Origin of the sequence: Mesorhizobium sp. M7A.F.Ca.MR.245.00.0.0 (assembly GCF_003997415.1) — a bacterium.
In the GTDB taxonomy this organism is placed as follows: Bacteria; Pseudomonadota; Alphaproteobacteria; order Rhizobiales; family Rhizobiaceae; genus Mesorhizobium.
Window position 1 is genome coordinate 200,215 of record NZ_RZTE01000003.1, and the last position, 22,962, is coordinate 223,176.

The window sequence follows — 22,962 nt, forward strand, 5'->3', positions numbered from 1 at the left end:
CATGAAGATCGAAGTCGTGGTGGACGTGAAGACCACACTGGGCGAGGGGCCGCTGTGGGACGTCGAACAGGAACGACTCTACTGGATCGACAGCTTCGACGGGCGCGTGTTTCGGGCGACCGCCGACGGACGCGAGATCCGGTCATGGGACGTGCCGATGAAGATCGGCTCGATGGCGCTGCGTAAGGATGGCAGCGGCGCCGTGGTGTCGCTGCAGCGCGGCTTCCATCTGCTCGATTTCGCCTCCGGCGATGTGACGCTGATCCACGATCCCGAGCCGGACAGGCCGATGAACCGGCTCAACGACGGCAAGGTCGACCGGTACGGCCGTTTCTTCGCCGGCTCCATGGATACGATGGAAGAGGGGCCGTCCGGCGGGCTCTACAGGCTCGATCCGGACTTCTCCGTCACCCGGATCGATTCCGGCATCATCTGTTCCAATGGTCCATGCTGGAGCCCCGACGACCGCACCTTCTATTTCGCCGACACCTGGACCGGCGAGATATGGGCCTACGACTACGACATCGCGACCGGTGCCGCCACCAACAGGCGCACCTTCGTGCGCGTCGACACCAGCCGAGGCGGTGCGGCGGACGGCTCGACCGTCGATGCCGAGGGCTATCTGTGGAATGCGCTGGTCTATGACGGAAGACTGGTGCGCTACGCGCCCGATGGCAGCATCGACCGTGTCATCGACATGCCGGTCAAGAAGATCACCAGCGTCATGTTCGGCGGACCGAAGCTCGACACCCTCTACGTCACCTCGATGGCCAAGCCGCCGCTGCCCCGTTTTCCCGGCGACGGCGTTTTGCGCGGCAGTCTGTTCGCCATCACGGGCCTTGGCATCACGGGCGTCGCGGAGCCGCGCTTCGGCGGTTGACGCCAGGCAAGCGAAGCGCCCGTAGCATACGCGGATCAGGCCTTGGCGCGCAGGAATTCCTCATCAAAAATGTGGCAGCACGTCCGCGGCGCTGCTCTTCACCCAATGGCACAATGAGCGGTCGACGGATCATTGGCCAAAGAGGTCCGGGCGGGCCACGTTGAGCCGTTGAACCGTGCGGAGCACTTCGCGCAAATGCGCCGCCATACGCGCGCCTGCCTGCTTTGCCTCGCCGGTCTCCACAGCCTCAAAGATCGCCACATGCTGAGCGAGCAGCGTTTCAAGGTGGCCGGGTTCGGGCAGGCTCAGATAGCGCACACGGTCCATCTGCAGCTTGACCACCTGGATCACCCGCCAGCTCTTGGGCAGGCCGGCCTCTTCGCAAAGGCTGCGATGGAAGCCCTCGTCAAGCTCAAGAAACAGCTCGCGGTCGCCCTCGACCACTGCCTTGGCCTGTTGGGCAAGGTTCACCCTGCCTGCCGCGATGAAGGCGCTCGAACCGTGTCCGGCCAGCTTCTGCACGACGGAGACTTCGAGCGCCTCGCGAATGAACTGCGCTTCCTCGACGTCACTCAGCCGGATCGGCGCGACGAAGCTGCCGCGTTGCGGCAGTATGTCGATCAGCCCTTCATCGGCAAGCCGGATCAGCGCCTCGCGCACGGGTGTACGGCTGACACCGAGCTGCTGGGCAAGGTCCTGTTCGCTGAGCGCTTCCGACGGCAACATCGCCAGCGTCGTGATGGCGCGGCGCAGGCGCTCGTAGATCTGCGGCGAGATCGGCATGCGATTGTTGACCGGCTCCAGCACCCGCGAGGGGTCGCGCTGACCGGCGGTTTTCAACCTGGCAGCACTGCCTGAAAATCTGGTCGCCCCCGAAAGCTTGGTCCCCATGACGAATCCGTTGCTGTGAATGGCGCTGCACTGCTCCGGTCATGACACCACGCACGTCCCAACTCAAGCGGCAAGCAGGATTGACGCTGTATTGACATACTACCATGGTAGTGTGTATGACGCCGGTAGGCCAGGGGAGAGGAGCCGGCATGAAGATCACGGACATCAAGGCGACTACCATCACCGTTCCGCTGGAAGCAGCATTGCGGCACAGCAACGGTACGCATTGGGGACGTTTTGTCCGCACCGTGGTCGAGGTCGAGACCGACGAAGGCATTGTTGGGCTCGGCGAGATGGGCGGCGGCGGCGCCGGCGCCGAACTCGCTTTCGCCGGGCTGAAATCCTACCTTGTCGGCCACGATCCCTTCGACCTCAACCGCATGCGCTACGCCATCTGCAATCCGACGGCGTCGCTCTACAACAATCGCACGCAGCTCCACGCAGCGCTGGAATTCGCCTGTCTCGACATTATTGGCAAGAAGCTCGGCGTGCCGGTCTACCAACTGCTTGGCGGGCGTGTGCGCGACCGGATCGGCTTTGCTTCCTATCTGTTCTTTCGCTATGCCGACCGCCGCAGCGGCAAGGGCGAGGTCCGGACCATCGATCAATTGCTCGAACATGCCCACGCGCTCAAGGCCGAGCATGGTTTTCACGCCCACAAGCTCAAGGCCGGCGTGTTTCACCCCGACTATGAGTTGGAATGTTTCAGGGCGCTCGCCGCCGAATTTCCTGCCGACACACTGCGCTACGATCCGAACGCAGCCCTGTCGGTCGAAGAGGCGCTGCGTTTCGGCCAGGCCATCTCCGATCTCAGGAACGACTATTTCGAGGACCCGACCTGGGGCCTTGCCGGCATGCGCCGCTTGCGCGAGAAGCTCTCCATCCCGCTGGCCACCAACACCATCGTCATCGATTTCGAACAGCTCGCCACCAATGTGCGCGATCCTGCGGTCGACGTAATCCTGCTCGACACCACCTTCTGGGGCGGCATCCGCGCCTGCGTGCGCGCCGCGCAGATCTGCGACACGTTCGGCCTCGGCATTGCGGTGCATTCCTCTGGCGAACTCGGCATTCAGCTCGCCACCATGCTGCATCTTGGCGCTGTGCTGCCCAACCTCGTCTTCACCGCCGACGCGCATTACCATCACCTTGCCGACGACATCATCATCGGCGGCAAGATGCCCTACGAGAATGGTGCGATCGCGGTGCCGGAGGCACCGGGCCTCGGTGTCGAGCTCGATCGTGACAAACTCGCAACCTATGCCGAGCTCTATCGCTCGCTGGGCGGCTATGCCTACGACCGCGATCCCGGCCGTCCGGGCTGGTATCCGCTGCTGCCCAACACGAATTTCGCCGACCATTTGAACGATGCCGTGCCTGATCTCGGGCTGGGCTGACTTTTTTCGTTCGAAAGGATCGTCGGGAGGACGCTATGACTTTCAACCGGAGGAGAAAAACAATGAACAGGACCACAGCCTTATTCGTTGCAGCCATGCTCGGCTGCACCAGCTTTGCAGCGCTGGACGCGCGCGCCGATGACGGCGTCGCCAAGGGCGACACTTCGGCCAAGAAGATCGCCTTCAGCAATTCCTACGCCGGCAATTCCTTCCGCCAGGTGATGATCAAGAGCTTCGAGGAAATGGGCGCCAAGGCCGTGGCCGACAAGCAGATCGCCGCAACAGCCGTCGTCAGCTCGAACAATTCGGTGACCGAACAGGCGAGCCAGATCGAGAACCTGATCCTGCAGGGCTACGATGCGATCATCGTCCTTGCCGGCTCCGACACCGCACTCAACGGCGCCATCAAGGATGCCTGCAATGCCGGTATCACGGTCGTCGCCTTCGCCAGCGGCGTCACCGAGCCTTGCGCCTATGTCGTCGACTACAACCTCGATTCCTATGCCAAGGCCGAACTGGATTTCATCTCCAGCAAGCTCGGCGACAAGCCGGCCAACATCCTCGAGATCCGCGGTATGGCCGGCGACGGTTTCGACAAGCGCTTGCATGAGGGCGTCGAGAAGGCCATGAAGGCGCACGCCAGCTACAAGGCTGTCGGCGAGGTCTATGGTCAGTGGACGGCCACCGTGGCACAAAAGGAAGTGTCGGGCATCCTGCCGTCGCTGCCTCAGGTCGATGCGGTGCTGACGCAGGGCGGCGACGGCTATGGCGCGGCGCAGGCATTCAAGGCCGCCAACCGGCCGCTGCCGATCATCATCATGGGCAACCGCCAGGACGAATTGGCGCTGTGGAAGCAGGAGCATGATGCCGGCGGCTACGAAACTTTCTCGCTGGGCGCCACGCCCAGCGTCTCGCAGGTCGCGTTCTGGGTCGCGCAGCAGATCCTGGCCGGCAAGCAGGTGCCGAAATTCGTCGAGGTGCCGCTCCTGCAGATCAATCAGCCTGACCTCGACGCCTGGCTGAAGACGGTTCCCGCAGGCGGCGTTGTCAATGCCGAATATCCGCAGGAGCTGGTGGCCAAGATCATCGACGCCAACGTAAAGAAAGAACCTCTGCCCGGCGTACCCGCGCCGAAATGAGCAGCATGGCCGAATGATGAACGATCCCACGTCGCCCAAAAAGGACGCAGCAGAGAGAGGCGATGCTGACAGCCCTCTTGTCGAGGTAGGCAATGTCCGCAAGAGCTATGATGCCGTGCATGCCTTGGGCGGCGTGGATTTTCATCTGAACCCCGGCGAGGTCGTTGGCCTAGTCGGTCACAACGGCGCCGGCAAGTCGACGCTGATGAACGTGCTGGCCGGCACCATCGAGCGCAGCAGCGGCAGCTTTCGCCTCGGCGGACGTGAGATCGGTGCCTGGAGTGCGGCCAGTGCCCAGCAGGCCGGTCTGCGCTGTATCTTCCAGGAACTGTCGCTCTGCGCCAATTTGACGTCGGCGGAAAATGCCCGGATCGTGCACAGGTCCTTGCGTGGGTTGGGCTGGCGGCGGCGCGCGCGACAGGTAATCGGTCCGGTGCTGGACGAGATCTTCCCTGGCCACGGAATCGACCTCGACAGGAAGGTCGCCGACCTGCCGATCGGCGAGCGACAGATGGTCGAGATCGCTCGCGCCTTCACGCAGACCAGCATCAAATTGCGCGCCGTCATTCTCGATGAGCCAACCTCGGCGCTCGGCCATGAGGCGACGGAGCAACTGCTCACCCACATTCGTCGTGCCGCCGGACGTGGTATCGCCTGCATCCTGATCACCCATCGACTGAACGAGATCCTCGCCGTCTGCGACCGCACCGTCGTCATGGTCGACGGCAAGGTCGTCGCCGAGCGGGCGACCGTCGGCCTGTCGCGCGCCGCGCTTGTCGAATTGATGGGCAGCATCGAGCGGCCCCGCGATCGCTCCGCAGGCAAGGCGTCGTCGGTGCAAGCTCCGGTTATCCGGCATGCCGGCCGCGACACCGCTGATCTGACCATCGAAGTCGGCAAGGGCGAGATCATCGGTTTCGCCGGGCTCGACGGCCACGGCCAGCGCGAGCGGCTGCGCGCGATGTTCTATGCCGCGCGCCGGCAGCGCGAGGCCTTGCCGGGTGCCTATGTCGCCGGCGACCGCGGCTCTGAAGGCGTGTTCTCACTGTGGTCTATCGCCGACAATCTGACCATCCGCAGCCTGAATGCGCTGACGCGAGGCGGCATGATTTCAGGCACCGCCGCCCGCAAGCTGGCCGAGACCTGGTCGGACCGGCTCAAGGTCAAGGCGCCTTCGATCGACACGCCGATCCTGTCGCTGTCCGGCGGCAACCAGCAGAAAGTGCTGTTCGCCCGCGCGCTGGCGTCGGATGCGCAGGTAATCTTCCTCGACGATCCGATGCGCGGCGTCGATGTCGGCACCAAGCAGGAGGTCTACCGGCTGATCCGCGCGGAGGCCGAGAACGGACGCGCCTTCGTCTGGTACACAACCGAACTCGAAGAGCTAACCAATTGCGAGCGCATCTATGTCTTCCGCGAGGGCCGCGCCGTGACCAGGCTGGAAGATGAGGCCATCGAGACCGGCCGTATCCTGCAAGCGTCGTTCGGAGGCGACCATGTCTGACGCGGCTGCCCGAGTTCCGGCCCGTTCTCCTTCCAATCCGCGTTCGGCCTTGCTCAATGCCATGCAGGTCGGCCTGCCGGCTATCGCGCTGCTGGTTATGCTGGCCATCATCTTCAGCATCCGCCCGGCGGCGATGAGCTATTTCGGCTTCCATCTGCTGTTCAAGCTCTCGGTGCCGCTGGTCTTTGCCGCGCTGGCGCAGATGATGGTGATCATGCTGGGCGACATCGACCTGTCGAACGGCGCCTTTGTCGGGCTGATCACCTGCGTCACGGCGCTCTATCTCGGGGACGCGCCGGCAATCGCGGCGCTGTGCTACATCGTCCTGATCGCCGCCTATGCCGGTTTCGGCCTGCTTATTCATGCCCGGCAATTGCCCTCGATCATCGTGACGCTGGGCATGTCCTTCATCTGGCTCGGCATCGCCGTCATCCTGTTGCCGGCACCGGGTGGCTCGGCACCCGCATGGCTTGCCGCCTTCATGAGCTGGCAGCCGCCTTTGATGCCGCTGTCGATCTGGCTGGCGGCACTGGCGGCGCTCGCCGGCCATCTCGTCATCTCACGCTCCTCCTATGGCGTGGTGCTGCGCGGCGCAGGCGGCAATCCGCGCGCCGTCGAGCGCGCCGGCTGGTCCGTTATCGGCATCCGGGTCGCGGTCTATGCGGTCGCCGGCCTGCTCGCCTGTCTGGCCGGGCTGACGCTGACCGGCCTCACCACATCGGGCGACGCCAATGTCGCGCCGGCCTATACGCTGCTCGGCGTCGGCGCGGTGATCCTCGGCGGCGGCGCCTTTACCGGCGGCGTCGTATCGCCGGTCGGCACGGTGATCGGCGCTCTGACGCTGTCGCTCGCGGGCTCGCTTCTGTCTTTCCTGCAGGTGCCGCCGACATGGCAGATCGGCGCCCAGGGCGTCATCCTGTTTCTCGTGCTGGCCGGGCGCGTGCTTTTGTCGGAGCGGACGCGATGACCCGGAGATTGAGCCTCGCGCCGTGGACCTACGGCTTCATCGTGGCGCTCGCAATGTGGCTGGCGACGACAGCCTATTCGGGCATCGGCAGTGCCGGCGCCACGCTGTCGGGCGCACTCGCCTTCGGTGCCTTCAGCGTGGTGGTGGGAACCGGGCAGATGTTCGTGGTCGCTTCCGGGCCGGGCAATATCGACCTGTCCGTGCCATCCGTGCTGACGCTGGCCGCCTATGTGTCGATGACGGTGATGCAAGGGTCCGACGGCATGCTGCTGCCTGGCCTGCTTGCAGCACTTGCCGTCGGCGCTGTCGCGGGTGCCGCGAACTTCCTTGCCATCGTCGCGCTCAGGCTGCCGCCGATCATCGCGACGCTCGCCTGGAGCTTCGTCTTCCAGTCGCTTGCCTTCAATCTCGGCGGCCAGGCGACGCTGAAGCCGCCGGCAGGCCTTTCCCGGTTCACCTCGATGAGCCTTGGCGGTGTGCAATTCATGCCGATCGCGGTGATGCTGCTGACGCTGGCCGCCATGATCGCTCTCAAACGCACGGTCTGGGGCCGGCAAGTGCTGGCCACCGGCCAGAGCGAACCGGCGGCGCGGCTTGCCGGCATCAACGTCGCACGGGTGCGGTTGATTGCCTATATGCTGTGCGGCACGGCGGCGGCGCTCGCCGGCTTCCTGCTTGCCGGCTTCAGTGGCGGGGCAGCACTCAACATGGGTGACGCCTATCTGATGGAATCGATCGCCGTGGTGGTGCTTGGCGGCACCAGCGTCGCTGGTGGGCAGGCCAACGCGGTCGGCATATGGGGGGCTGCGTTGTTCTTCAACCTGATGTCCACCATGCTCAACACCTTTGGCATCCAGGCAGGCGTGCGCTTCCTTTTGACCGGCGTGCTGATCATCCTGATCGTCGCTCTCGTGCCGAGGCCTCGCGTCAGATGAAACCCGCCACCGATACGCTCGCCGGGCTGTTCGAAACAAAGGCAGTTTCTTTCGTCGATCTGACGCATCCGATGAAGCCCGGCATGCCGGTGTGGCCGACGCACCCGCATTACTGCCAGGAGATGGTGGAATCCTATGACCGCGGCGATGTCGCCTGCAATCATGCGTTGGCTATGAGCGAGCACACCGGCACGCATTTCGACGCGCCGGTCCATTTCATCCGCGGCGGTGCTGCCATCTCCGGCATTCCGGTCGAGCGTTTCTTCGGCCGCATGGTGACGGTCGATGCGCGTGGCTGTCGGCCGCGGCAGGCGGTCGAGCCGGATGCTATCTTCGCTTTCGAGGCCGAACAGGGCCGCGTACGGCAGGGCGACGCCGTGTTCTTCCATTTCGGCTGGGACCGGTTCTGGGACGATCCGGCCACGTTTCTCGCCGACTGGCCCGGCCTGTCGCGGCAGGCAAGCGAATTGCTGGTCGAGCGCGGTGCGCGCATCGTCGGCTCGGACTGCCTGTCGATCGATTGTTTCGGCAGCGAGGATTTCCCGGCGCACAACACGTTGCTTTCAGCCGGCATCCTGATCGGCGAGAATTTCGCACGGCTTGGTGACTTGCCGCCTCGGTGCTTCCTGATCAGCTTGCCGCTGGCGATCGAAGGCGGTACCGGATCACCGCTGCGCGCCGTCGCGCTGGTCGAGGGCTAATTCCGGCTTACGAGAAGTCCAGCTGAACCTTGAGCGTTCGCTCCGGTTCCTTCTCGATCAAGTCGAAGGCTGCGCGTGCATCGGCCGCCGCGAACACCTGCGTGATCATGCCTTGCGGATCGAGCCGCTTGTCGGCCAGCCATTCGACGACGCGCGGCAACAGCCGGCGGTTCAGGCGCGAGCCGACGATGGTCAGTTCCTTGCGCACCACTTCCTGCTGGCTGAGGTTGGATGGGGCGTCCGAAAAGCCGAGCAGGCCGATGCGGCCCGCCGGGCTGGCCAGCCGGCAAGCCTCGTCAAGAAGTGCGGGAATGCCGGCGCCGTCAATGACCAGCGTCGGGCCAAGACCGTCATTTTCACCGCGCACCGCGGCCGGCACGGGATCGCGCACGGAGTGGATCACCCTGTCGGCACCGAAGCGGAGCGCTCGCTCCAGGCGGGCTTCGTCGATATCGGCAACGATGCAGCGTGCGCCCTTGAGCTTGGCGACCTGCAGGACAGTGACGCCGACCGTGCCGGCGCCATAGATCAGCACCGTGTCCTCGGGTCCGCAACCGGTACGATCAAGCACATTGGCGGCGATGGAAAACGGCTCGGCCAGTGCCGCCAGCCCAAACGGCATATCCCTTGGAACCGGTATGGCATTTGCCGCCGGCACCGCGACGAAGGCGCGAAAACCGCCGTCGCGGTGAACGCCCATCACTTCGAGGTTGGCGCAGACGTTGGAGCGGCCGACCCGGCAGGGATAGCAGTGGCCGCACGACACCACGGGATCGACCACCACACGGTCTCCCGTCGCAATGCCGGTCACATTGCGTCCGAGCGCTGTTACGGTGCCGGCGAATTCATGGCCGATGATACGTGGATAGACGGCGAACGGATTGGAGCCATGCAGGATGTGAATGTCGGAGCCGCAGATGCCGGCACGGCTGACATGAACGACGACTTCGCCTGCCCCGGGCTGGGGTATCGTGCCCTGCCGGACTTCCAGCGACTGCGGCGCGCGAACGAGAACTTCAAGCATGGCCTCACCACTTGTATACTAGTCGACAAGTGGCTCAATCTCGCTGCTTCGTCAAGCGCTCATGGCGGCTGTTAGACAGCCTCTTACCCGACACGTTGCGACACGAAATCGGAACTGGCGTTCACTGAAACGCAAATGCCCTGGCGTCCGCAGTTTGGACGCTCAATGCGCTGTCTTGCCGGTCTCCTCTCGAAGGGGGGGCAGTCAAAATTTGTTGACTTCCATCAAGGAGGAAATGACTACCGCTTGCCTATCCGTCGGACCATAAGACAGGCTGTGCGATCGGGGCCTCGGCCGGCTTGCCGCACGGAAGGCGACCTTGCCTTTGAACGCGGACGCGCCATCTGGAATGGGGCAGCCGCCTGCATGACGGAATGGCAACAGCATTGGAACAGCCTCAATTTGCCACCGAGCGCGACCCGAGGCTGAGACTGATTATTCCAATCATCGTCGCCATCGCCTTTCTGATGGAGCAGCTCGATTCCACCATCATCACCACCGCGATCCCCGCCATCGCGCGCAGCCTCGACACGACGCCGGTCAGGCTGAACCTGGCGATCACCACCTACATCCTGACGCTGGCCGTATTCATTCCCGTCAGCGGCTGGTTCGCCGACAGGTTCGGCGCACGAAAAGTGTTTGCGCTGGCGCTTTTCACCTTCACACTCGGCTCGGCGCTGTGCGGCATGGCCAACAGTTTCGGCATGCTTTTGGCGATGCGCGCCCTGCAGGGGCTGGGCGGCGCCATGATGACGCCGGTCGGGCGGCTGATCCTGCTGCGCAGCTTTCCGCGCAGTGGGCTGATCACCGCCATGACCTACATGACCTTGCCCGCCATCATGGGGCCTGTGATCGGGCCGCTGCTCGGCGGCCTGTTGACCACCTATGCATCGTGGCGCTGGATATTCTATGTCAACGTGCCTTTCGGTTGTCTCGGCATTCTGGCGGCGCTGCGCTTCGTTGACGATTTCCGCGAGGAAGCGATGCAACGCTTCGACTTCGCCGGGTTCCTGATGGTGGGATGCGGAGTCGCGCTGCTGCAGTTCGGACTGGAAAGCATCGGTAGGCCGATCATCTCCGTTTCGGCGACAGCGTTGGTGTTGGCCGCGGCGATCCTGCTGCTGCTCGCCTTCGGGCGCTATGCGCGCCGCGTCGTTGCACCGGCAGTCGATCTGACACTGTTTCGATTTCGCTCGTTCTGGGTCGGTACGCTCGCAGGCGGCCTGTGCCGCGTTGGCCTCAACGGCGTGCCTTTCCTGTTGCCGCTGATGCTGCAGGTCGGCTTTGGCATGAGCCCGGTCACCTCGGGCTCGCTGACATTCGTCGGCAGCTTCGGCGCCTTGCTCATTCGGCCGCTGCTGTCGCCGCTGTTGCGGCGCTTCGGCTTCAATGTCGTGCTCATCGGCAGCGCGGTGGTCGGCTCCGCCGCTGTCGGGGGCTTCGCCTTGATCGAAGCCGATACGCCGCACTGGATGATCGGCCTTTACGTCTTTGTCTTCGGGGTCATCCGGTCGGCGCAGTTCATGACCTCCAACACGCTGTCCTATGCCGACCTGCCGGACGACAAGCTCAGCCGCGCCACCAGTCTCGGCGGCGTCCTGCAGCAACTCAGCGTTTCCCTGGGCGTCTCGATCGCCGCCATGGTGCTGGGCCTTGTCGCAGGAGAAACCCACATCGTGACAGCGGAACGCTTCCACCAGGTGTTCCTGCTGACCGCGGTCATCCCGCTGCTGTCCGTCCCCGGCTTCCTGTACCTGCGTGCCGAGGACGGCGTGCAGGTCAGCGGCCATGTTCGACCACGAAATTCTCGTTGACGCCGCGCCTTCGGCTGTCCTGGAGACATCGAGCCCGCCTGTCTGCCTGGCTGCCACCAATCGGCCCGGACCAGCTCGTGGCGCTCGATGTCTTCCATGCTGGAATTTCAGGCGAAGTCCGCTCCCGCGCTTTTCTTCGAGAGCCGCGAAAGAAGGTGAGCAGTCAGCACGACGGCCAGACCGGAGACGAGCGTCGAGAGGGTGAAAAGTGCGCCATAGCCGATGCGGTCGGCGATCGCACCGGCCATCATCGAGCCGATCAGGTAGATGATGATCTGGGCGCAGGACAGAATGGTGAAGTCCGTTCCAGGCTGATCTTTCGATGACACCGCCATGAACAGGCTGTAGAGCGCCACAATCTCCATATAGCGGATCAAGGTCTGAAACCCCGCCGCTCCCAAAAGAGTCCATATGCCCGTGATTTCGCCGGCCGCATGCAGGGCAAACAACAGGAAGCAGATCGTGCGCAAGGCACCGAGCAGCAGCAGCGTTCGGCCGGCGCCGGAACGTCGAACAAGCATGGCCGCTATGAAGGATCCGGCAATGTCGGCCGTCGCCGCAGAAATACCGCTCAGATATCCGATCGCCGACAGCGGCAATCCGACGTCGACGAGATAGGATCCCTCCATGGATTTCACCAGCCCTTCGCTCGCCCGGTAGGTCAGTGCGATCATCAGGACGGTCACGGCTTCCGGGCGCTTGAGAAAGCTGGAGATCGAAGGTTTCGCCCGCGGTTCGGCATTTTTTGTAGCGGTGTCCTCCGGCATGAAGGCGATCGCAATCAATGGCAGGGCTGAGACCGCCGCGATCGTCAGCACCATCGCCTGCCAGCCGACCCAGCCATAGAGAAGCAGGGAAACGGTGCCGCCGACGATGACGCTGAGTGCGACCGCTCCGCCCTGGATTGCGTTTCCAACGGCGCGATCCTCTTGCCTCAGGGCGAGCGTGGCATAGCCGTCGGTTGCAATGTCCTGCGTCGAGGTCAGCACCGCGATCGCGAAACCTATTGCGAATATGGCTTTCAGATTGGTCGGTTCCACAAGGGCGAGTGCCGCTATGGCGATCACAGTCCCGATCTGCGTGGGAAGAATCCATCCGCGGCGGTGCCCGATCGCCATCGGCCTGATCCGATCGACGAGCGGTGCCCAGAGGAATTTCACCGTCAGCGGGATCATCAGGACGGCAAGCATGCCGATGGCCGTTCTCGACACGCCAAGCTCGCGCATGATCGGCGGCACCGCGGCGACCAGGAGATAACCCGGAATACCCTGGGCGAGGTAGAGACCCGCCAGCACGGCGAACAGCCGCAAACGCTGCCAATCCCGCCGCTCTGCCGGCCGGCTGATGGTCTCGGATGCGAGCCCGCTCATGGCCGAACTGCCTTGTCGAGATGTTTGGCGGCGAACTGCCGCGCTTCCTCTCTGTCGCTGGTGACGTGGACCGGAATAGCCCAGAGCCGCTCGAACGATTGCCGCGATCGTGGGTTGGGATTGTCACGCACCAGTGCCAAGGCCCGGCATGCGCTGGAGATGCGCTGCCGCGTCGCCTTGGCCCATGCGGCCTGACGGACTTCCCCCTCTCGGGAGAGATGAGTGCTGCCGGCAATATCCACCACGATGGCATAGGGTCCATCGAGGTTGCCGATCCGTTCGAGCGCCTCGAGGTAGTCGGCCTCGTCGGTTGCCGCGTGCGGAGGGTAGAGGCACAGGTCGACGATGCCGTCCTTGTGCATCTCGAAACGAACCATCTCAGAAGGTGACCTTGTAGCCGAGCGATACCGTGCGGCCGAAACCATTGACGACATTGTTGCGCGTGGCGCTAGCTGTCGGATTCATGTAGTTGGTGTCGAAGACGTTCTCGACGCCGACACTGAGATCGCCCTTGCCGACCTTGTGGCTCGCAAGGATATTTACCAGTGCCGCGCCCTTGATCTCGGGTACGGTCGTTATCTTGTCCCGGCTGGTGAAGAACTGGACCTCGCTGCGAAGATTGAGGCCGTTGTCGAAGACATAGGTCCCGTAGACCGTGCCGTGCACCGGGGTCGCTATCCTGTTGTTCGGCAGCCACGCATCGATATTGCCATCGCCGTCATTGTCGTAGCGCCCCTCGGTATAGCCAAGGAGGCCACCGACGGTGAGGTTGCCGGTCAGGTTCCACCATGCGGTGACTTCGACGCCCCAGATTTCCTCCTTCTGCTGCGACACGCGGTTGGAGGCGATGTCGTAGTTCACGCCTTGGTCGGAGGTGGACAAAAAGGCCGACAGCGAGCCGCCATAGTCGACATCGCCGCCGCGAATGCCGATCTCGTAATTGTTGACGACCTGAGGGCTGGGAGCGATGTCAGCGTAGCTGACCGTATAGTCGGGTGCGCCTGCGCCGGGACATGCCAGCGCCCCGTAGGCGTCGCACAGTTCGGCACTGCTGTTGGCGCCGGCTCGCCGCGTGAAGCTGCCGATGTCGGTCAGCGAGAACCCCTGCGAGAAGCCACCGTAAAGCTGGACATCGGGCGTGAGATCGAATGTGCCGCCGACATTGAAAGTCAGATTGTCGTAGTCAAAGGACCCGCCGATGACGTTGATCGCCGGATATGGCCGGTTGATGTAAAAGATGGCTGGGCGGTTGAAATCCTCGATGTCGAGGAAGTAGCGTTCGTAGCGCAATCCACCTTGCAGGCGCAGCCGGTCGGTCACAGGGACCTGCAACTGGGCAAAGCCGGCGACCGAGTTCTGCTTCATCGGACTGATGACGTCCCAGCCGTTCTCGAGTTTCTGGAAGGTCTTGTCGTGGATGAAGTCCAGGCCCCAGGTTAGCGTCGACCCCTCCAGCAGCATGTCGAGAGGGGTCTCGACCGTAGCGGTGACGCCGGCGCGCTTGCTGAAGAGCGTGGTCTGGGCAAAGCTGGCCTGCGGGTTGAGCGGGTTGCCCGAATAGTAGACCTGATTGTTCACGAAGCGATCGAATCGGGTGAAGGGAAAGCGCTTCTCCATATCGTTGTAGAACGACTTCACTTCGAGCGATCCCAAGGCGAAGGCGGTGTCGGTATAGCGCGCGGTGAAATATTTTGAATTCTCTTCCACGGATTCGCCCGTATACGGCGCCGTGTAGTCGGGCGCCGCTGGAGTGGCCTGGAAATTGGAAAACCAATCCGGATTCTGTTCCATGCGGACCAGTTCGCCGGAGACCTCGAAACGACGGGCCCCGTCCTCATATCCCAGTCTTGCATAGAGGTTGCCGAAGTCGGTGCGATCGCCCCCGCCTTGGCCGAGCATGGCGTCGGACGGCAGTTCGCGACCGTCTCCGTCATAGGTCCGGCGCGTCCGCTGGCCGCTGGCCGAGAACATGTAGTCGAATTTGCCGATCTTCTGCGTCGCCGAAACCGAAACTTCCGGCGCCAGGGACTTGCCGGGATTTGCAGTGAACGCCTTCACCTTGGTCTCGACGGTGACGGTTGGTCTTTCGGTCGCGTCCCGCCTGGTGATGAAATTGATGGTGCCGCCGGTCGCGCCGGAGCCGTAAAGGCTGCTTGCCCCGTTGACCACCTCAATGCGCTCGACTTTGCCGAGATCGATAAGCGAAAGCGTTCGTGAAACGTCACGCAACGGGGTGTTGCGGGGAATGCCGTCGACGAGAATCAGCACGCCGCGACCGCGAAAGCTTTCCGAGGCACCTGAAATCGTCTGGTTTGCGATCGAAAAACCGGGAACCAGCTTGGAAATCAGGGTCGCCGGGTCGCTCGTCAGCTTGAGCTGTTGTGCCAGCTCATCACCCTCGATGACCTGGACGGACCCGGGGATGCTGGAGATCGGCTGCTCCGTTCTGCTCGCCGTCACCAACACTGTTTCCAGCTGTATCGCGGGTGCCGAATCTCCAGTGTCCTGCGCCTGCACGGGCATGGTCGTGAAAGCAAGTGGCAGCAGTGCGAGGCAAGTTCCCGCGATCAGTTCATTCCGCATAGTCGCACCCCAAATTGGCCCCTCGGGTGCCGCAAAGGCATTGAGGGCCACAAATCGCTGGCTCCCTTTTCCCGGATCGATTAAATATGTCTCAATTACTCATGTTATCGATCAGGGCGATGGCGCGCTTGGAGTGAAGCGAAGCCGGCACTGCTGAAAACGAACTCCGACGATCCGAATTGAAAATGTTGCAGTTATATCACAGGTCGACCAACCCCAGCGGGATCAGCCCGGTGAGCTTCGACATGTCGGGTCACGACGACGCGGAAGCCGAGCGGTTGTGCGCCGGCCATTTTTTAACGGTCATCGGGGAGGTCGCGATCGAAACAGGGCTGGGTGTCCTCTCCGCTGTGCGTGGCGTGACATGTGGCCTCGCCGATCTGAACGTTATGACGTGTTTCTTCCCGCCCTCGCCGTTACGGGTGCGGGGGATTGGAATGCCGGGTTCGGACAAGGTGCTCATGTTGCGAAGCATGGAAGGTCCGCTGGTCGTTGAGCAGGATGGACGGAAGATAGAAGCCGCGCTTGGAGATTTCCTCTTTGTATCCGGTGAGATGGCCTACGACTGGTATCTGCCCGAAGGGGGCAGGCTGGACTGCGGCAGCCTGCCCGGCGCCGCTTTCCGCGTTTCCGGCGAGACGCTTTCCAGGCTGATGCTGCGACCGATCCCGAGAACGTTTCCTCCGCTCCAGCTTCTGATCACCTACGGCGCTTATCTGTTGATGCGTGGCCCGCATTCAGCCAACGAGGCGGAGATGGCCAATGCCCATTTCAACGAAATACTTCCGCTCGTCGTCGCCTATCTGGAAACCCCATCAACGGTGGAACGTGACCGGCTGCACCCTGTAAAACGCTATATCGATGATCACCTGGGGGATGGCGATCTGAGCATTTCCGCTGTGGCCGCTGTCCTCGATGTTACACCACGATATGTCCAGAAGTTGTTTCAGCGCGAAGGGACGACATTTTCGAGATATCTTCTCGAACGGCGCCTGGCCGAGGCGCGCAAGCTGCTGTTGCGGGGAACGGGAACGCTTTCGATAGGCGCCACTGCCTATGAAGTCGGTTTCGGGGATATCTCCTACTTCAACCGCACCTTCCGAAAGCGTTATGGCGTGGCGCCTTCCAGCGTTCGGGATGAAGCGCGGCAGACCCTTGGTTGAGTGGCCAATAGCCCGGGCAGAGACCGTCGGAATAGTGCGGCGAACCCTTGGGCGTTGCCGATACTGCGTATACGAGGATACCTACATCCGTTAGGCTGAGCGCCGCGTCAAACGGGAGCATCGATTGCGAGGATTTGCGGACAGCGTGATGCAGGGGCCGCGAACCGTGGCCGAACAGGTCGCCAATGTCCTGCGCGAAGCGATTGCCGGTGGAACCATCAAGGCGGGCACTCCGCTGCGCCAGGACGAATTGGCCGAGCAGTTTGGCTTCAGCCGCATGCCAATCCGTGACGCCCTTCGCCAATTGGAAGCCGAAGGTATTGTTACCATCCATCCGACAAAAGGCGCGCAGGTCGCCCGGATGGACGGCGCCGAGATCGGTGAAATCTATGCGCTGCGCGAACTGCTTGAATGCGAGGCGTTGCGGCTTTCGCTTCCCAACCTCGCCGGCGCGAAGCTCGACGAGGCGGAACAGGTGCTCGACCAGATCGACGCGGAGCGCAATGTCGGCCGATGGGGTGCGCTGAACCGTGCCTTTCATCTGGCTCTCTACGACGCCTGCGGTAGCCGTCGATTGCTCGGCCTGATCGAGGCGCACCACAATGCCGCAGATCGCTACGTCCGCATCCTCCTGTCGAACCTGGATTATCGCAGCCGCTCGCAGACGGAGCACCGCGACCTGCTGGCCGCCTGCAGGGCGCGCAAGGAGGACAGGGCCATAAGCATTCTGAGGCAGCATCTTCGCGAGGGAAGCGAGACGCTGGTCAGCGCGATCAGGGAAGATGGCCTGTCGCGAAAATCCTGACGGCGTGGCTTGAGCTCCGGTTGCCTCTGCGCGCGATCACTGCCACATATTGCAACATCGATACTCGATCCAGGATCATCATGTCCCCCGACAGCAGCCTGCCGGCGCGCGCCCTTGCTCACCTTTCGGCGCATTATGCTGAGGCCCGCGCGCGAGCTTGGGTTGGACAACTACACAACCTACTTCTCGACGCCAACGCTGTTCCGCTCGATCCAGAACTCCTTCCTGATCGCGCTGATCAGCACCATCATCACGGTCGGCATAGCCTTCGGCTTCGCCTACGCTTTGAACCGAAGCAAGATGCGCTTCAAGGGCCTATTCAGGCTCATCGCCATGGCTCCCATCCTGGTGCCGTCGCTACTGCCCGGCATCGCCCTCATCTATCTGTTCGGCAACCAGGGCCTGTTGAAAAGCCTGCTTGGCGGCATATCGATCTATGGTCCGTTGGGGATTGTCGTCGGCTCGATATTCTTCACCTTTCCCCATGCTCTGATCATTATCTCGACGGCACTGGCGATCTCCGACCAGCGCCAATATGAAGCCGCCGCTTCGCTGCGCGCCAGCAAGTGGCGGACGTTCTGGGTCGTTACCATTCCGGGCGCGCGCTACGGTTTGATCTCCGCGGCGTTTGTCGTGTTTACGCTCGTCATAACCGATTTCGGCTTGCCGAAGGTCATCGGCGGCCAGTTCAACGTGCTCGCCGTCGATATCTACAAGCAAGTGATTGGTCAGCAGAATTTCGAGATGGGGGCGGTGGTCTCGGTCATCTTGCTGATCCCGGCCATCGCCGCCTTCGTCGTCGACCGCCTGGTCCAGCGCAGGCAGGTTTCGCTCCTGTCGGCCCGCTCGGTGCCTTACGAGGCAAAACCCAATCGCCGCTTCGACTTGGTCTGTCTGGCTTATTGCAGCCTGGTCGCGTTGTTCATCGCCGGCATCATCGGCATTTGCCAGTACGCAGCGCTGGTCAAGTTCTGGCCCTACGACCTCAGTCTCAGCCTGAAGAATTTCGCGTTCGGTCGCATGGATGGCGGAGGCTGGGCTTCTTACTACAACTCGATCACGCTCTCGTTGCTCACCGCTGTGTTTGGAACCGTCATCGTCTTCGTCGGCGCTTACATCGTCGAAAAGACCGAAGGCTTCAGGACCGGACGGGCAGCCTTCCACTTCCTCGCCATGCTGCGATGGCGGTGCCGGGGCTTGTGCTTGGCCTGGCCTATATTTTCTTCTTCAACAATCCGGCCAATCCGCTGCACGCGATCTACGGCACAATGGCGATCCTGGTCGTCTGCACCGTGACGCACTTTTACACGGTCGGTCATTTGACGGCCCTGACGGCGCTGAAGCAGATCGATCGTGAGTTCGAGCCGGTCGCGGCCTCGCTGAAGCAGCCTTTCTATCGCCTGTTCACGCGGGTGACAGTGCCGATCTGTCTGCCGGCAATCCTTGACATCTCGATCTATCTTTTCGTCAACGCCATGACGACGGTTTCCGCGGTGGTCTTCATCTATACAACACACACGGCGCTCGCCTCGGTTGCAGTGCTCAACATGGACGACGCTGGCGACACCGCGCCTGCTGCTGCCATGGGCATGATGATCTTCTACACCAATGCATTCGCGCGGATCATTCACGTGGCTGTTTCGAAAGGTATCCTTAAAAGAACTCAGGGTTGGCGGGTACGATAATGAAATGCTCTAGGACTTTCCCAAGTCTCAGCCCTGCGCCGGCCTGCGTTCGACGATGTAGATGTGGTCGGCCGCCAGCACCACTTCCCCGCGCTGGTTGAACACCTCGCAGCGTTCGATCACCCGTCCCGACCCCGGCCTCTTCGGGTCGTCTTCCCTGGCCGCAATTGTGGTGCGCGTCCGGATCGTGTCGCCGATGAACACCGGCTTGATGAAGCGCAACCGGTCGTAGCCGTAGGAAAAGGCGACAGGATTGATGACGGTTGCCGTCAGCCCGATGCCGACCGAGAACACCAGAGTGCCGTGTGCGATGCGCTGGCCGAATGGCGTCGTCTTCATGAACTCGGCGTCCATGTGGTGCGGGAAGAAATCGCCGGTGTGGCCGGCATGGACGATGAAGTCGGTCTCGGTGATGGTGCGGCCGCTGGTCAGGCGCGACGCGCCAATCTCATAGTCTTCGAAATACTGTATCTGTTCCATCAGGGTCTTTCCGCGATCGGCGTCGCCGGTGCCGCACTCGACTGATACGCCGCCTCGACCAGCGCCATCGTGCTCCAGGCATCCTCGACCGGACTGATCAGCATAGCATCTTCTCCGGTGGCAAAACGCTGGACATTGGCCATGCGGCCGACGAAGGCGTCTGGAAACCACTCGCCGGCCAAGGGCACCTCGACCCAGTCCGTTCCACCCTTGGGGTAAATCTCCAGCACATCCGGTTCACCTGTGGGATAATCGAGGTTGAGACCCAGCTTGAGATAGGCGGCACCTTCTGTGCCGCAGATGCGGAACTCGCAGGCCTGGTGCCGGCGGCCGAACTTATGGTCGTGGTTGATCGACAGCGCGCAGCGCACGGTGTCGCCATAGTCGAGAATGGCGCTGGTGCGCGTCTGCGCCACGGCATGGTTGGGATGGCCGAGCGTCTTGGCGTGCACACCCTTGGGGTCGCCGAGCAATTGCCTGATCAGGTCGAGATAGTGGATCGAATGCATGGCGATCTCGACGCGCGGCGCCTTGAGCAGGAATTCCCAAAGCTGCCATGGTGTCGCCAGCGCCAGCCAGGCGTCGAAGTCGACGATCTCGCCGAGCCAGCCCTTGCCGATAGCACCCTTGAGCGCCAGCATCATCGGCGCGAAGCGCAATTGGAAGTTCACCGCTGCGTGCAGCTTCCGGGCACGGCAGATCTCGAGGATCGCGGTCGCCTCGGCAAGATTGCTGCCCATCGGCTTCTGGATCAGCGCCACTGCGCCATCAGGCAAGGACTTCAGCACATCGGCATGACGCGACGGCGGGGTGGCAAGATCGAAGATCGCGCCCTCGACGGCAGCAGCTTCTTCGACCGAGCCAAAGGCCGTCACGCCCCATTGGCTGGCCAGCTTTTCAGCCCTGGCGTGGTCGGGATCATAAAGCCCGGCTACTGGAAAGCCGGCCTTCCTGTAGGCCGGGAAATGCGCGTCGCCGACGATCGATCCGGCGCCGAAAGTGACGATCGGCCGGGGTTTTGAGGGTTTTGGCCAGGATTGAACGAGCAAGGCAGGGTCAAAACCGCCTTCAGTCATGATGGAAGACCTCGTCCATCTCTGCCCACCATTCACCTTCCTTGCGCGTCGCCAGCGGCTCCTGGCATGGCATGCAGACCGCCCACCATTCCTGCGTCTTCGGGTCGGCCGCCATCTTGGCCATGTCGGCTTGGTAGTCGCTGCCGTGGTATTCAAAGGTGCTGAACAGCAGGTTCTCCGGCCGCTTTAGGTAGATCGAGTAGTTCTTGATGTTGCAGGCGGAGATCATGGCCAGCACGTCGGGCCAGACGGCGGCATGGAGGCGGACATACTCCTCGACCTTTTCCGGCTTCAGCCCCAGAACCATCCCCATCCGCTGCATGCCCGTCTCCTATTTCGTGATCGCCGTGGTGAATTCGGCGATGCTCATGGCCTTGACCGCGTCCCAGTCCCAGTCGATGCCGATGCCCGGTTCGTCGGGCGCCAGCGCCTGGCCATCCTCGATGCGGAGGCGCTTGCCGGTCAACTGGTCGAGTTGCGGAATGTACTCGACATATCGGCCGTTCTGAACAGCGCAGGTCAGGCTGACATGCAGTTCCATCAGGAAATGCGGGCAGACCGGAATGTCGAAGGCCTCCGCCGCGTGCGCGATCTTGAGCCAGGGCGTGATGCCGCCGATGCGGCCGACATCGACCTGCACGATCGAGCAGGCGCCTTTCTGCATGTATTCGCGAAAATGGCGAATGGAGTAGAGCGACTCGCCGATCGCGATCGGCGTCGGCGTCGAGTTCGACAACCGCACATGCCCGTCAATATCGTCGGCCGGCAGCGGCTCCTCGATCCAGGCGAGGTCGAGCTCGCGCAATCTTGCGGCGCGCCGGATCGCCTCGTCGATCGAAAATCCCTGATTGGCATCGGTCATGATCTCGTAGCCGTCGCCGACCGCCTTGCGTACCGCCGACAGGCGGGCAAGATCTTCCGAGCCGTGCGGCCTGCCGACCTTCACTTTCGAGCCACGAAAGCCCTTCGCCTTGGCGGCTAGCGCATCGTCAACCAGCGCCTGCGTCTCGATGTGCAGCCAACCGCCTTCGGTCGTGTAGAGCGGGCAGCGATCCTTGGCACCGCCGGCCAGTTTCCACAGCGGCAGGTTCTGTTTCTTGGCCCGCAGATCCCATAGTGCCGTGTCGATCGCCGCGATCGCTATAGCGGTGATCGCGCCAATCGTGGTGGCATGCGTGGCGAATTCGAGATCGTGCCAGATCGCCTCGATCATGTCGGGGTCGCGGCCGATCAGGCGCGGCACCAGATGGTCTGACAAAAGCCGCATCACCGACGAGCCGCCGGTGCCGATCGTGTAGCTGTAGCCGGTGCCGACCGCGCCGTCGGAATCGGTGATGGTCACGATCGGCGTTTCCTGGCTGACGAAGCTCTGGATGGCGTCGGTGCGTTTGACCTTGGGCACAAGGTCCACCATCCGAAGGTCGACTTTCTCGATTCTGGTCATGCCGATCAGCTCCGCAATGTCTTTCCGGTCTCAGTGGCAAACAGATGCGCCTGCGACATGTCGAGGCTCATGGCGACGCGCTCGCCCGGCCGGAGTGGCCTCGGGTTCAGCATGCGCGACACCCAGTCCGTACCGTTGAATTCGACGAACACCAGCGTCTCGTTGCCGAGCGGTTCGGTAACGGTGATCGGCAGCTCGACCTGGTGGACGTCTGCCGCGCCACCGGAACTGATGCCATGGCCGGTTGGATAGATGTCGTCCGGCCGTAGCCCGAACACAACCTTGTCGCCGGTCGTGACATTGGCCTTGAACTGAGCGGGCAGCGGCAGCTTTTCGCCGTTGGCGAAAACCATCTGGCCGTCATCGATCGTGGTCTCGTGCAAATTCATCGGCGGCGAGCCGATGAAGCCGGCAACGAAGCGGGTTGCCGGCCGCCGAAAGACCTCGTCGGGCGTGCCGACCTGTTCGATATGGCCGTCGCGCATGATAACGATGCGATCGGCCAGCGTCATTGCTTCGACCTGGTCGTGGGTGACGTAGATCACCGTCGACTGCACCTTGGCATGCAGCTTCTTGATCTCGGTGCGCATCTGCGTGCGCAATTTGGCGTCGAGATTGGAAAGCGGCTCGTCGAACAGGAAGACGTCTGGATCGCGCACGATGGCGCGGCCCATGGCGACGCGCTGGCGCTGGCCGCCGGACAGTTGTGAGGGGCGGCGATCCAGCAGCGTGTCGAGGCCGAGGATGGCCGAGGCCTCGGCGACGCGGCGCTCCATGTCTTCCTTGGCGGCACCTGCGATCTTCAGAGAGAAGCCGAGATTTTCGCGCACCGTCATGTGCGGATAGAGCGCGTAGGACTGGAACACCATCGAAATGTTGCGCGAGCGTGGCGGCAAATCGTTGACGATGCGCCCGCCGATCTTGATCGAGCCGGCGCTGATCTCTTCCAGTCCGGCGATCATGCGCAGCGTCGTCGACTTGCCGCAGCCGGACGGGCCGACCAGCGCGATGAACTCGCGGTCGGCGATGTCGAGATCGATGCCGTGCACGATCCCGACAGTGCCGTAGCGCTTGGTCAGCTTGGTGAGGGTAACGGTTGCCATG

At 62.7% G+C, this 22,962-nt stretch carries 20 protein-coding genes and 1 pseudogene; 11 read left to right on the forward strand and 10 right to left on the reverse strand.

Features of this window, described 5'->3' with window-relative positions; all coding sequences use genetic code 11:
* Position 1 precedes the first annotated feature (1 nt).
* On the forward strand, positions 2-880 hold the full coding sequence (locus tag EOB80_RS05895; protein ID WP_127326983.1) for an SMP-30/gluconolactonase/LRE family protein: 879 nt from the start codon (positions 2-4) through the stop codon (positions 878-880).
* A gap of 129 nt (positions 881-1,009) precedes the next feature.
* Here EOB80_RS05895 and EOB80_RS05900 read toward each other — a convergent pair whose 3' ends face one another.
* Positions 1,010-1,771 (reverse strand): GntR family transcriptional regulator, encoded by a 762-nt coding sequence (locus EOB80_RS05900; protein ID WP_127326984.1) that lies wholly within the window; start codon positions 1,769-1,771, stop codon positions 1,010-1,012.
* Between the two features lie 149 nt (positions 1,772-1,920).
* Between EOB80_RS05900 and EOB80_RS05905 the strand changes: the two genes are divergently transcribed.
* The 6 genes from EOB80_RS05905 (at position 1,921) to EOB80_RS05930 (ending at position 8,414) form a co-directional block, all read left to right on the forward strand.
* Positions 1,921-3,168: an enolase C-terminal domain-like protein gene (locus EOB80_RS05905; RefSeq protein ID WP_127326985.1), complete on the forward strand. Its 1,248-nt coding sequence runs from the start codon at positions 1,921-1,923 to the stop codon at positions 3,166-3,168.
* 62 nt (positions 3,169-3,230) lie between these two features.
* Positions 3,231-4,307 (forward strand): ABC transporter substrate-binding protein, encoded by a 1,077-nt coding sequence (locus tag EOB80_RS05910; RefSeq protein ID WP_127326986.1) that lies wholly within the window; start codon positions 3,231-3,233, stop codon positions 4,305-4,307.
* Positions 4,308-4,320: 13 nt separating this feature from the next.
* Complete coding sequence (locus EOB80_RS05915; protein ID WP_245466256.1) at positions 4,321-5,811, forward strand: sugar ABC transporter ATP-binding protein; 1,491 nt, start codon at positions 4,321-4,323, stop codon at positions 5,809-5,811.
* A 61-nt stretch (positions 5,812-5,872) separates the two neighbouring features.
* Positions 5,873-6,778 carry an ABC transporter permease gene (locus tag EOB80_RS05920; protein ID WP_245466267.1) on the forward strand — a complete coding sequence of 302 codons (906 nt, stop codon included), beginning with the start codon at positions 5,873-5,875 and terminating at the stop codon, positions 6,776-6,778.
* A complete protein-coding gene (locus EOB80_RS05925) occupies positions 6,775-7,713 on the forward strand; it encodes an ABC transporter permease (protein ID WP_127326988.1) in 939 nt (312 codons plus the stop codon). The genes EOB80_RS05920 and EOB80_RS05925 overlap by 4 nt, the downstream gene beginning before the upstream one ends.
* A complete protein-coding gene (locus EOB80_RS05930; RefSeq protein WP_164762525.1) occupies positions 7,710-8,414 on the forward strand; it encodes a cyclase family protein in 705 nt (234 codons plus the stop codon). The genes EOB80_RS05925 and EOB80_RS05930 overlap by 4 nt, the downstream gene beginning before the upstream one ends.
* A gap of 7 nt (positions 8,415-8,421) precedes the next feature.
* Here EOB80_RS05930 and EOB80_RS05935 read toward each other — a convergent pair whose 3' ends face one another.
* Positions 8,422-9,438 carry a Zn-dependent oxidoreductase gene (locus EOB80_RS05935; protein WP_127326990.1) on the reverse strand — a complete coding sequence of 339 codons (1,017 nt, stop codon included), beginning with the start codon at positions 9,436-9,438 and terminating at the stop codon, positions 8,422-8,424.
* A gap of 374 nt (positions 9,439-9,812) precedes the next feature.
* Between EOB80_RS05935 and EOB80_RS05940 the strand changes: the two genes are divergently transcribed.
* On the forward strand, positions 9,813-11,252 hold the full coding sequence (locus EOB80_RS05940) for a DHA2 family efflux MFS transporter permease subunit (protein ID WP_127326991.1): 1,440 nt from the start codon (positions 9,813-9,815) through the stop codon (positions 11,250-11,252).
* Between the two features lie 107 nt (positions 11,253-11,359).
* Here EOB80_RS05940 and EOB80_RS05945 read toward each other — a convergent pair whose 3' ends face one another.
* The 3 genes from EOB80_RS05945 to EOB80_RS05955 are packed head-to-tail and all read right to left on the reverse strand — an operon-like array spanning position 11,360 to position 15,082.
* The gene (locus EOB80_RS05945; protein WP_127326992.1) at positions 11,360-12,622 is read right to left on the reverse strand and encodes a RhtX/FptX family siderophore transporter; all 1,263 of its coding nucleotides are present in this window, start codon (positions 12,620-12,622) and stop codon (positions 11,360-11,362) included.
* Positions 12,619-12,999, reverse strand: a complete 381-nt coding sequence (locus EOB80_RS05950) for a hypothetical protein (RefSeq protein ID WP_127326993.1) — start codon at positions 12,997-12,999, stop codon at positions 12,619-12,621. The genes EOB80_RS05945 and EOB80_RS05950 overlap by 4 nt, the downstream gene beginning before the upstream one ends.
* A 1-nt stretch (position 13,000) precedes the next feature.
* Positions 13,001-15,082, reverse strand: a complete 2,082-nt coding sequence (locus EOB80_RS05955; RefSeq protein ID WP_245466257.1) for a TonB-dependent receptor — start codon at positions 15,080-15,082, stop codon at positions 13,001-13,003.
* Between the two features lie 356 nt (positions 15,083-15,438).
* Between EOB80_RS05955 and EOB80_RS05960 the strand changes: the two genes are divergently transcribed.
* From EOB80_RS05960 to EOB80_RS05970, 3 genes and pseudogenes are all read left to right on the forward strand, one after another.
* On the forward strand, positions 15,439-16,368 hold the full coding sequence (locus tag EOB80_RS05960; protein ID WP_164748649.1) for an AraC family transcriptional regulator: 930 nt from the start codon (positions 15,439-15,441) through the stop codon (positions 16,366-16,368).
* 148 nt (positions 16,369-16,516) lie between these two features.
* Entirely contained in the window at positions 16,517-17,173 is a 657-nt protein-coding gene (locus EOB80_RS05965) for a GntR family transcriptional regulator (RefSeq protein ID WP_127327076.1), read from the forward strand.
* A gap of 123 nt (positions 17,174-17,296) precedes the next feature.
* A pseudogene (locus tag EOB80_RS05970) lies at positions 17,297-18,858 on the forward strand (putative 2-aminoethylphosphonate ABC transporter permease subunit); the annotation flags it as partial.
* A gap of 27 nt (positions 18,859-18,885) precedes the next feature.
* Here EOB80_RS05970 and EOB80_RS05975 read toward each other — a convergent pair.
* The 5 genes from EOB80_RS05975 to ugpC are packed head-to-tail and all read right to left on the reverse strand — an operon-like array spanning position 18,886 to position 22,961.
* The gene (locus tag EOB80_RS05975; protein WP_164762536.1) at positions 18,886-19,341 is read right to left on the reverse strand and encodes a MaoC/PaaZ C-terminal domain-containing protein; all 456 of its coding nucleotides are present in this window, start codon (positions 19,339-19,341) and stop codon (positions 18,886-18,888) included.
* Positions 19,338-20,414 carry a Gfo/Idh/MocA family oxidoreductase gene (locus EOB80_RS05980; protein WP_127326996.1) on the reverse strand — a complete coding sequence of 359 codons (1,077 nt, stop codon included), beginning with the start codon at positions 20,412-20,414 and terminating at the stop codon, positions 19,338-19,340. Before EOB80_RS05980 ends, EOB80_RS05975 begins: the two co-directional genes overlap by 4 nt.
* Positions 20,407-20,736 (reverse strand): L-rhamnose mutarotase, encoded by a 330-nt coding sequence (locus EOB80_RS05985; protein ID WP_027036189.1) that lies wholly within the window; start codon positions 20,734-20,736, stop codon positions 20,407-20,409. The genes EOB80_RS05980 and EOB80_RS05985 overlap by 8 nt, the downstream gene beginning before the upstream one ends.
* A gap of 9 nt (positions 20,737-20,745) precedes the next feature.
* Entirely contained in the window at positions 20,746-21,858 is a 1,113-nt protein-coding gene (locus EOB80_RS05990; RefSeq protein WP_127326997.1) for a mandelate racemase/muconate lactonizing enzyme family protein, read from the reverse strand.
* Positions 21,859-21,863: 5 nt separating this feature from the next.
* The gene (ugpC, locus tag EOB80_RS05995) at positions 21,864-22,961 is read right to left on the reverse strand and encodes a sn-glycerol-3-phosphate ABC transporter ATP-binding protein UgpC (protein WP_127326998.1); all 1,098 of its coding nucleotides are present in this window, start codon (positions 22,959-22,961) and stop codon (positions 21,864-21,866) included.
* Position 22,962: the final 1 nt, after the last annotated feature.

Coding starts and splice junctions, on each gene's coding strand:
- EOB80_RS05895 (WP_127326983.1), top strand. CDS start 2: ATGAAGATCGAAGTCGTGGTGGACGTGAAGACCACACTGGGCGAGGGG.
- EOB80_RS05900 (WP_127326984.1), bottom strand. CDS start 1,771: ATGGGGACCAAGCTTTCGGGGGCGACCAGATTTTCAGGCAGTGCTGCC.
- EOB80_RS05905 (WP_127326985.1), top strand. CDS start 1,921: ATGAAGATCACGGACATCAAGGCGACTACCATCACCGTTCCGCTGGAA.
- EOB80_RS05910 (WP_127326986.1), top strand. CDS start 3,231: ATGAACAGGACCACAGCCTTATTCGTTGCAGCCATGCTCGGCTGCACC.
- EOB80_RS05915 (WP_245466256.1), top strand. CDS start 4,321: ATGATGAACGATCCCACGTCGCCCAAAAAGGACGCAGCAGAGAGAGGC.
- EOB80_RS05920 (WP_245466267.1), top strand. CDS start 5,873: ATGCAGGTCGGCCTGCCGGCTATCGCGCTGCTGGTTATGCTGGCCATC.
- EOB80_RS05925 (WP_127326988.1), top strand. CDS start 6,775: ATGACCCGGAGATTGAGCCTCGCGCCGTGGACCTACGGCTTCATCGTG.
- EOB80_RS05930 (WP_164762525.1), top strand. CDS start 7,710: ATGAAACCCGCCACCGATACGCTCGCCGGGCTGTTCGAAACAAAGGCA.
- EOB80_RS05935 (WP_127326990.1), bottom strand. CDS start 9,438: ATGCTTGAAGTTCTCGTTCGCGCGCCGCAGTCGCTGGAAGTCCGGCAG.
- EOB80_RS05940 (WP_127326991.1), top strand. CDS start 9,813: ATGGCAACAGCATTGGAACAGCCTCAATTTGCCACCGAGCGCGACCCG.
- EOB80_RS05945 (WP_127326992.1), bottom strand. CDS start 12,622: ATGAGCGGGCTCGCATCCGAGACCATCAGCCGGCCGGCAGAGCGGCGG.
- EOB80_RS05950 (WP_127326993.1), bottom strand. CDS start 12,999: ATGGTTCGTTTCGAGATGCACAAGGACGGCATCGTCGACCTGTGCCTC.
- EOB80_RS05965 (WP_127327076.1), top strand. CDS start 16,517: ATGCAGGGGCCGCGAACCGTGGCCGAACAGGTCGCCAATGTCCTGCGC.
- EOB80_RS05980 (WP_127326996.1), bottom strand. CDS start 20,414: ATGACTGAAGGCGGTTTTGACCCTGCCTTGCTCGTTCAATCCTGGCCA.
- EOB80_RS05985 (WP_027036189.1), bottom strand. CDS start 20,736: ATGCAGCGGATGGGGATGGTTCTGGGGCTGAAGCCGGAAAAGGTCGAG.
- EOB80_RS05990 (WP_127326997.1), bottom strand. CDS start 21,858: ATGACCAGAATCGAGAAAGTCGACCTTCGGATGGTGGACCTTGTGCCC.
- ugpC (WP_127326998.1), bottom strand. CDS start 22,961: ATGGCAACCGTTACCCTCACCAAGCTGACCAAGCGCTACGGCACTGTC.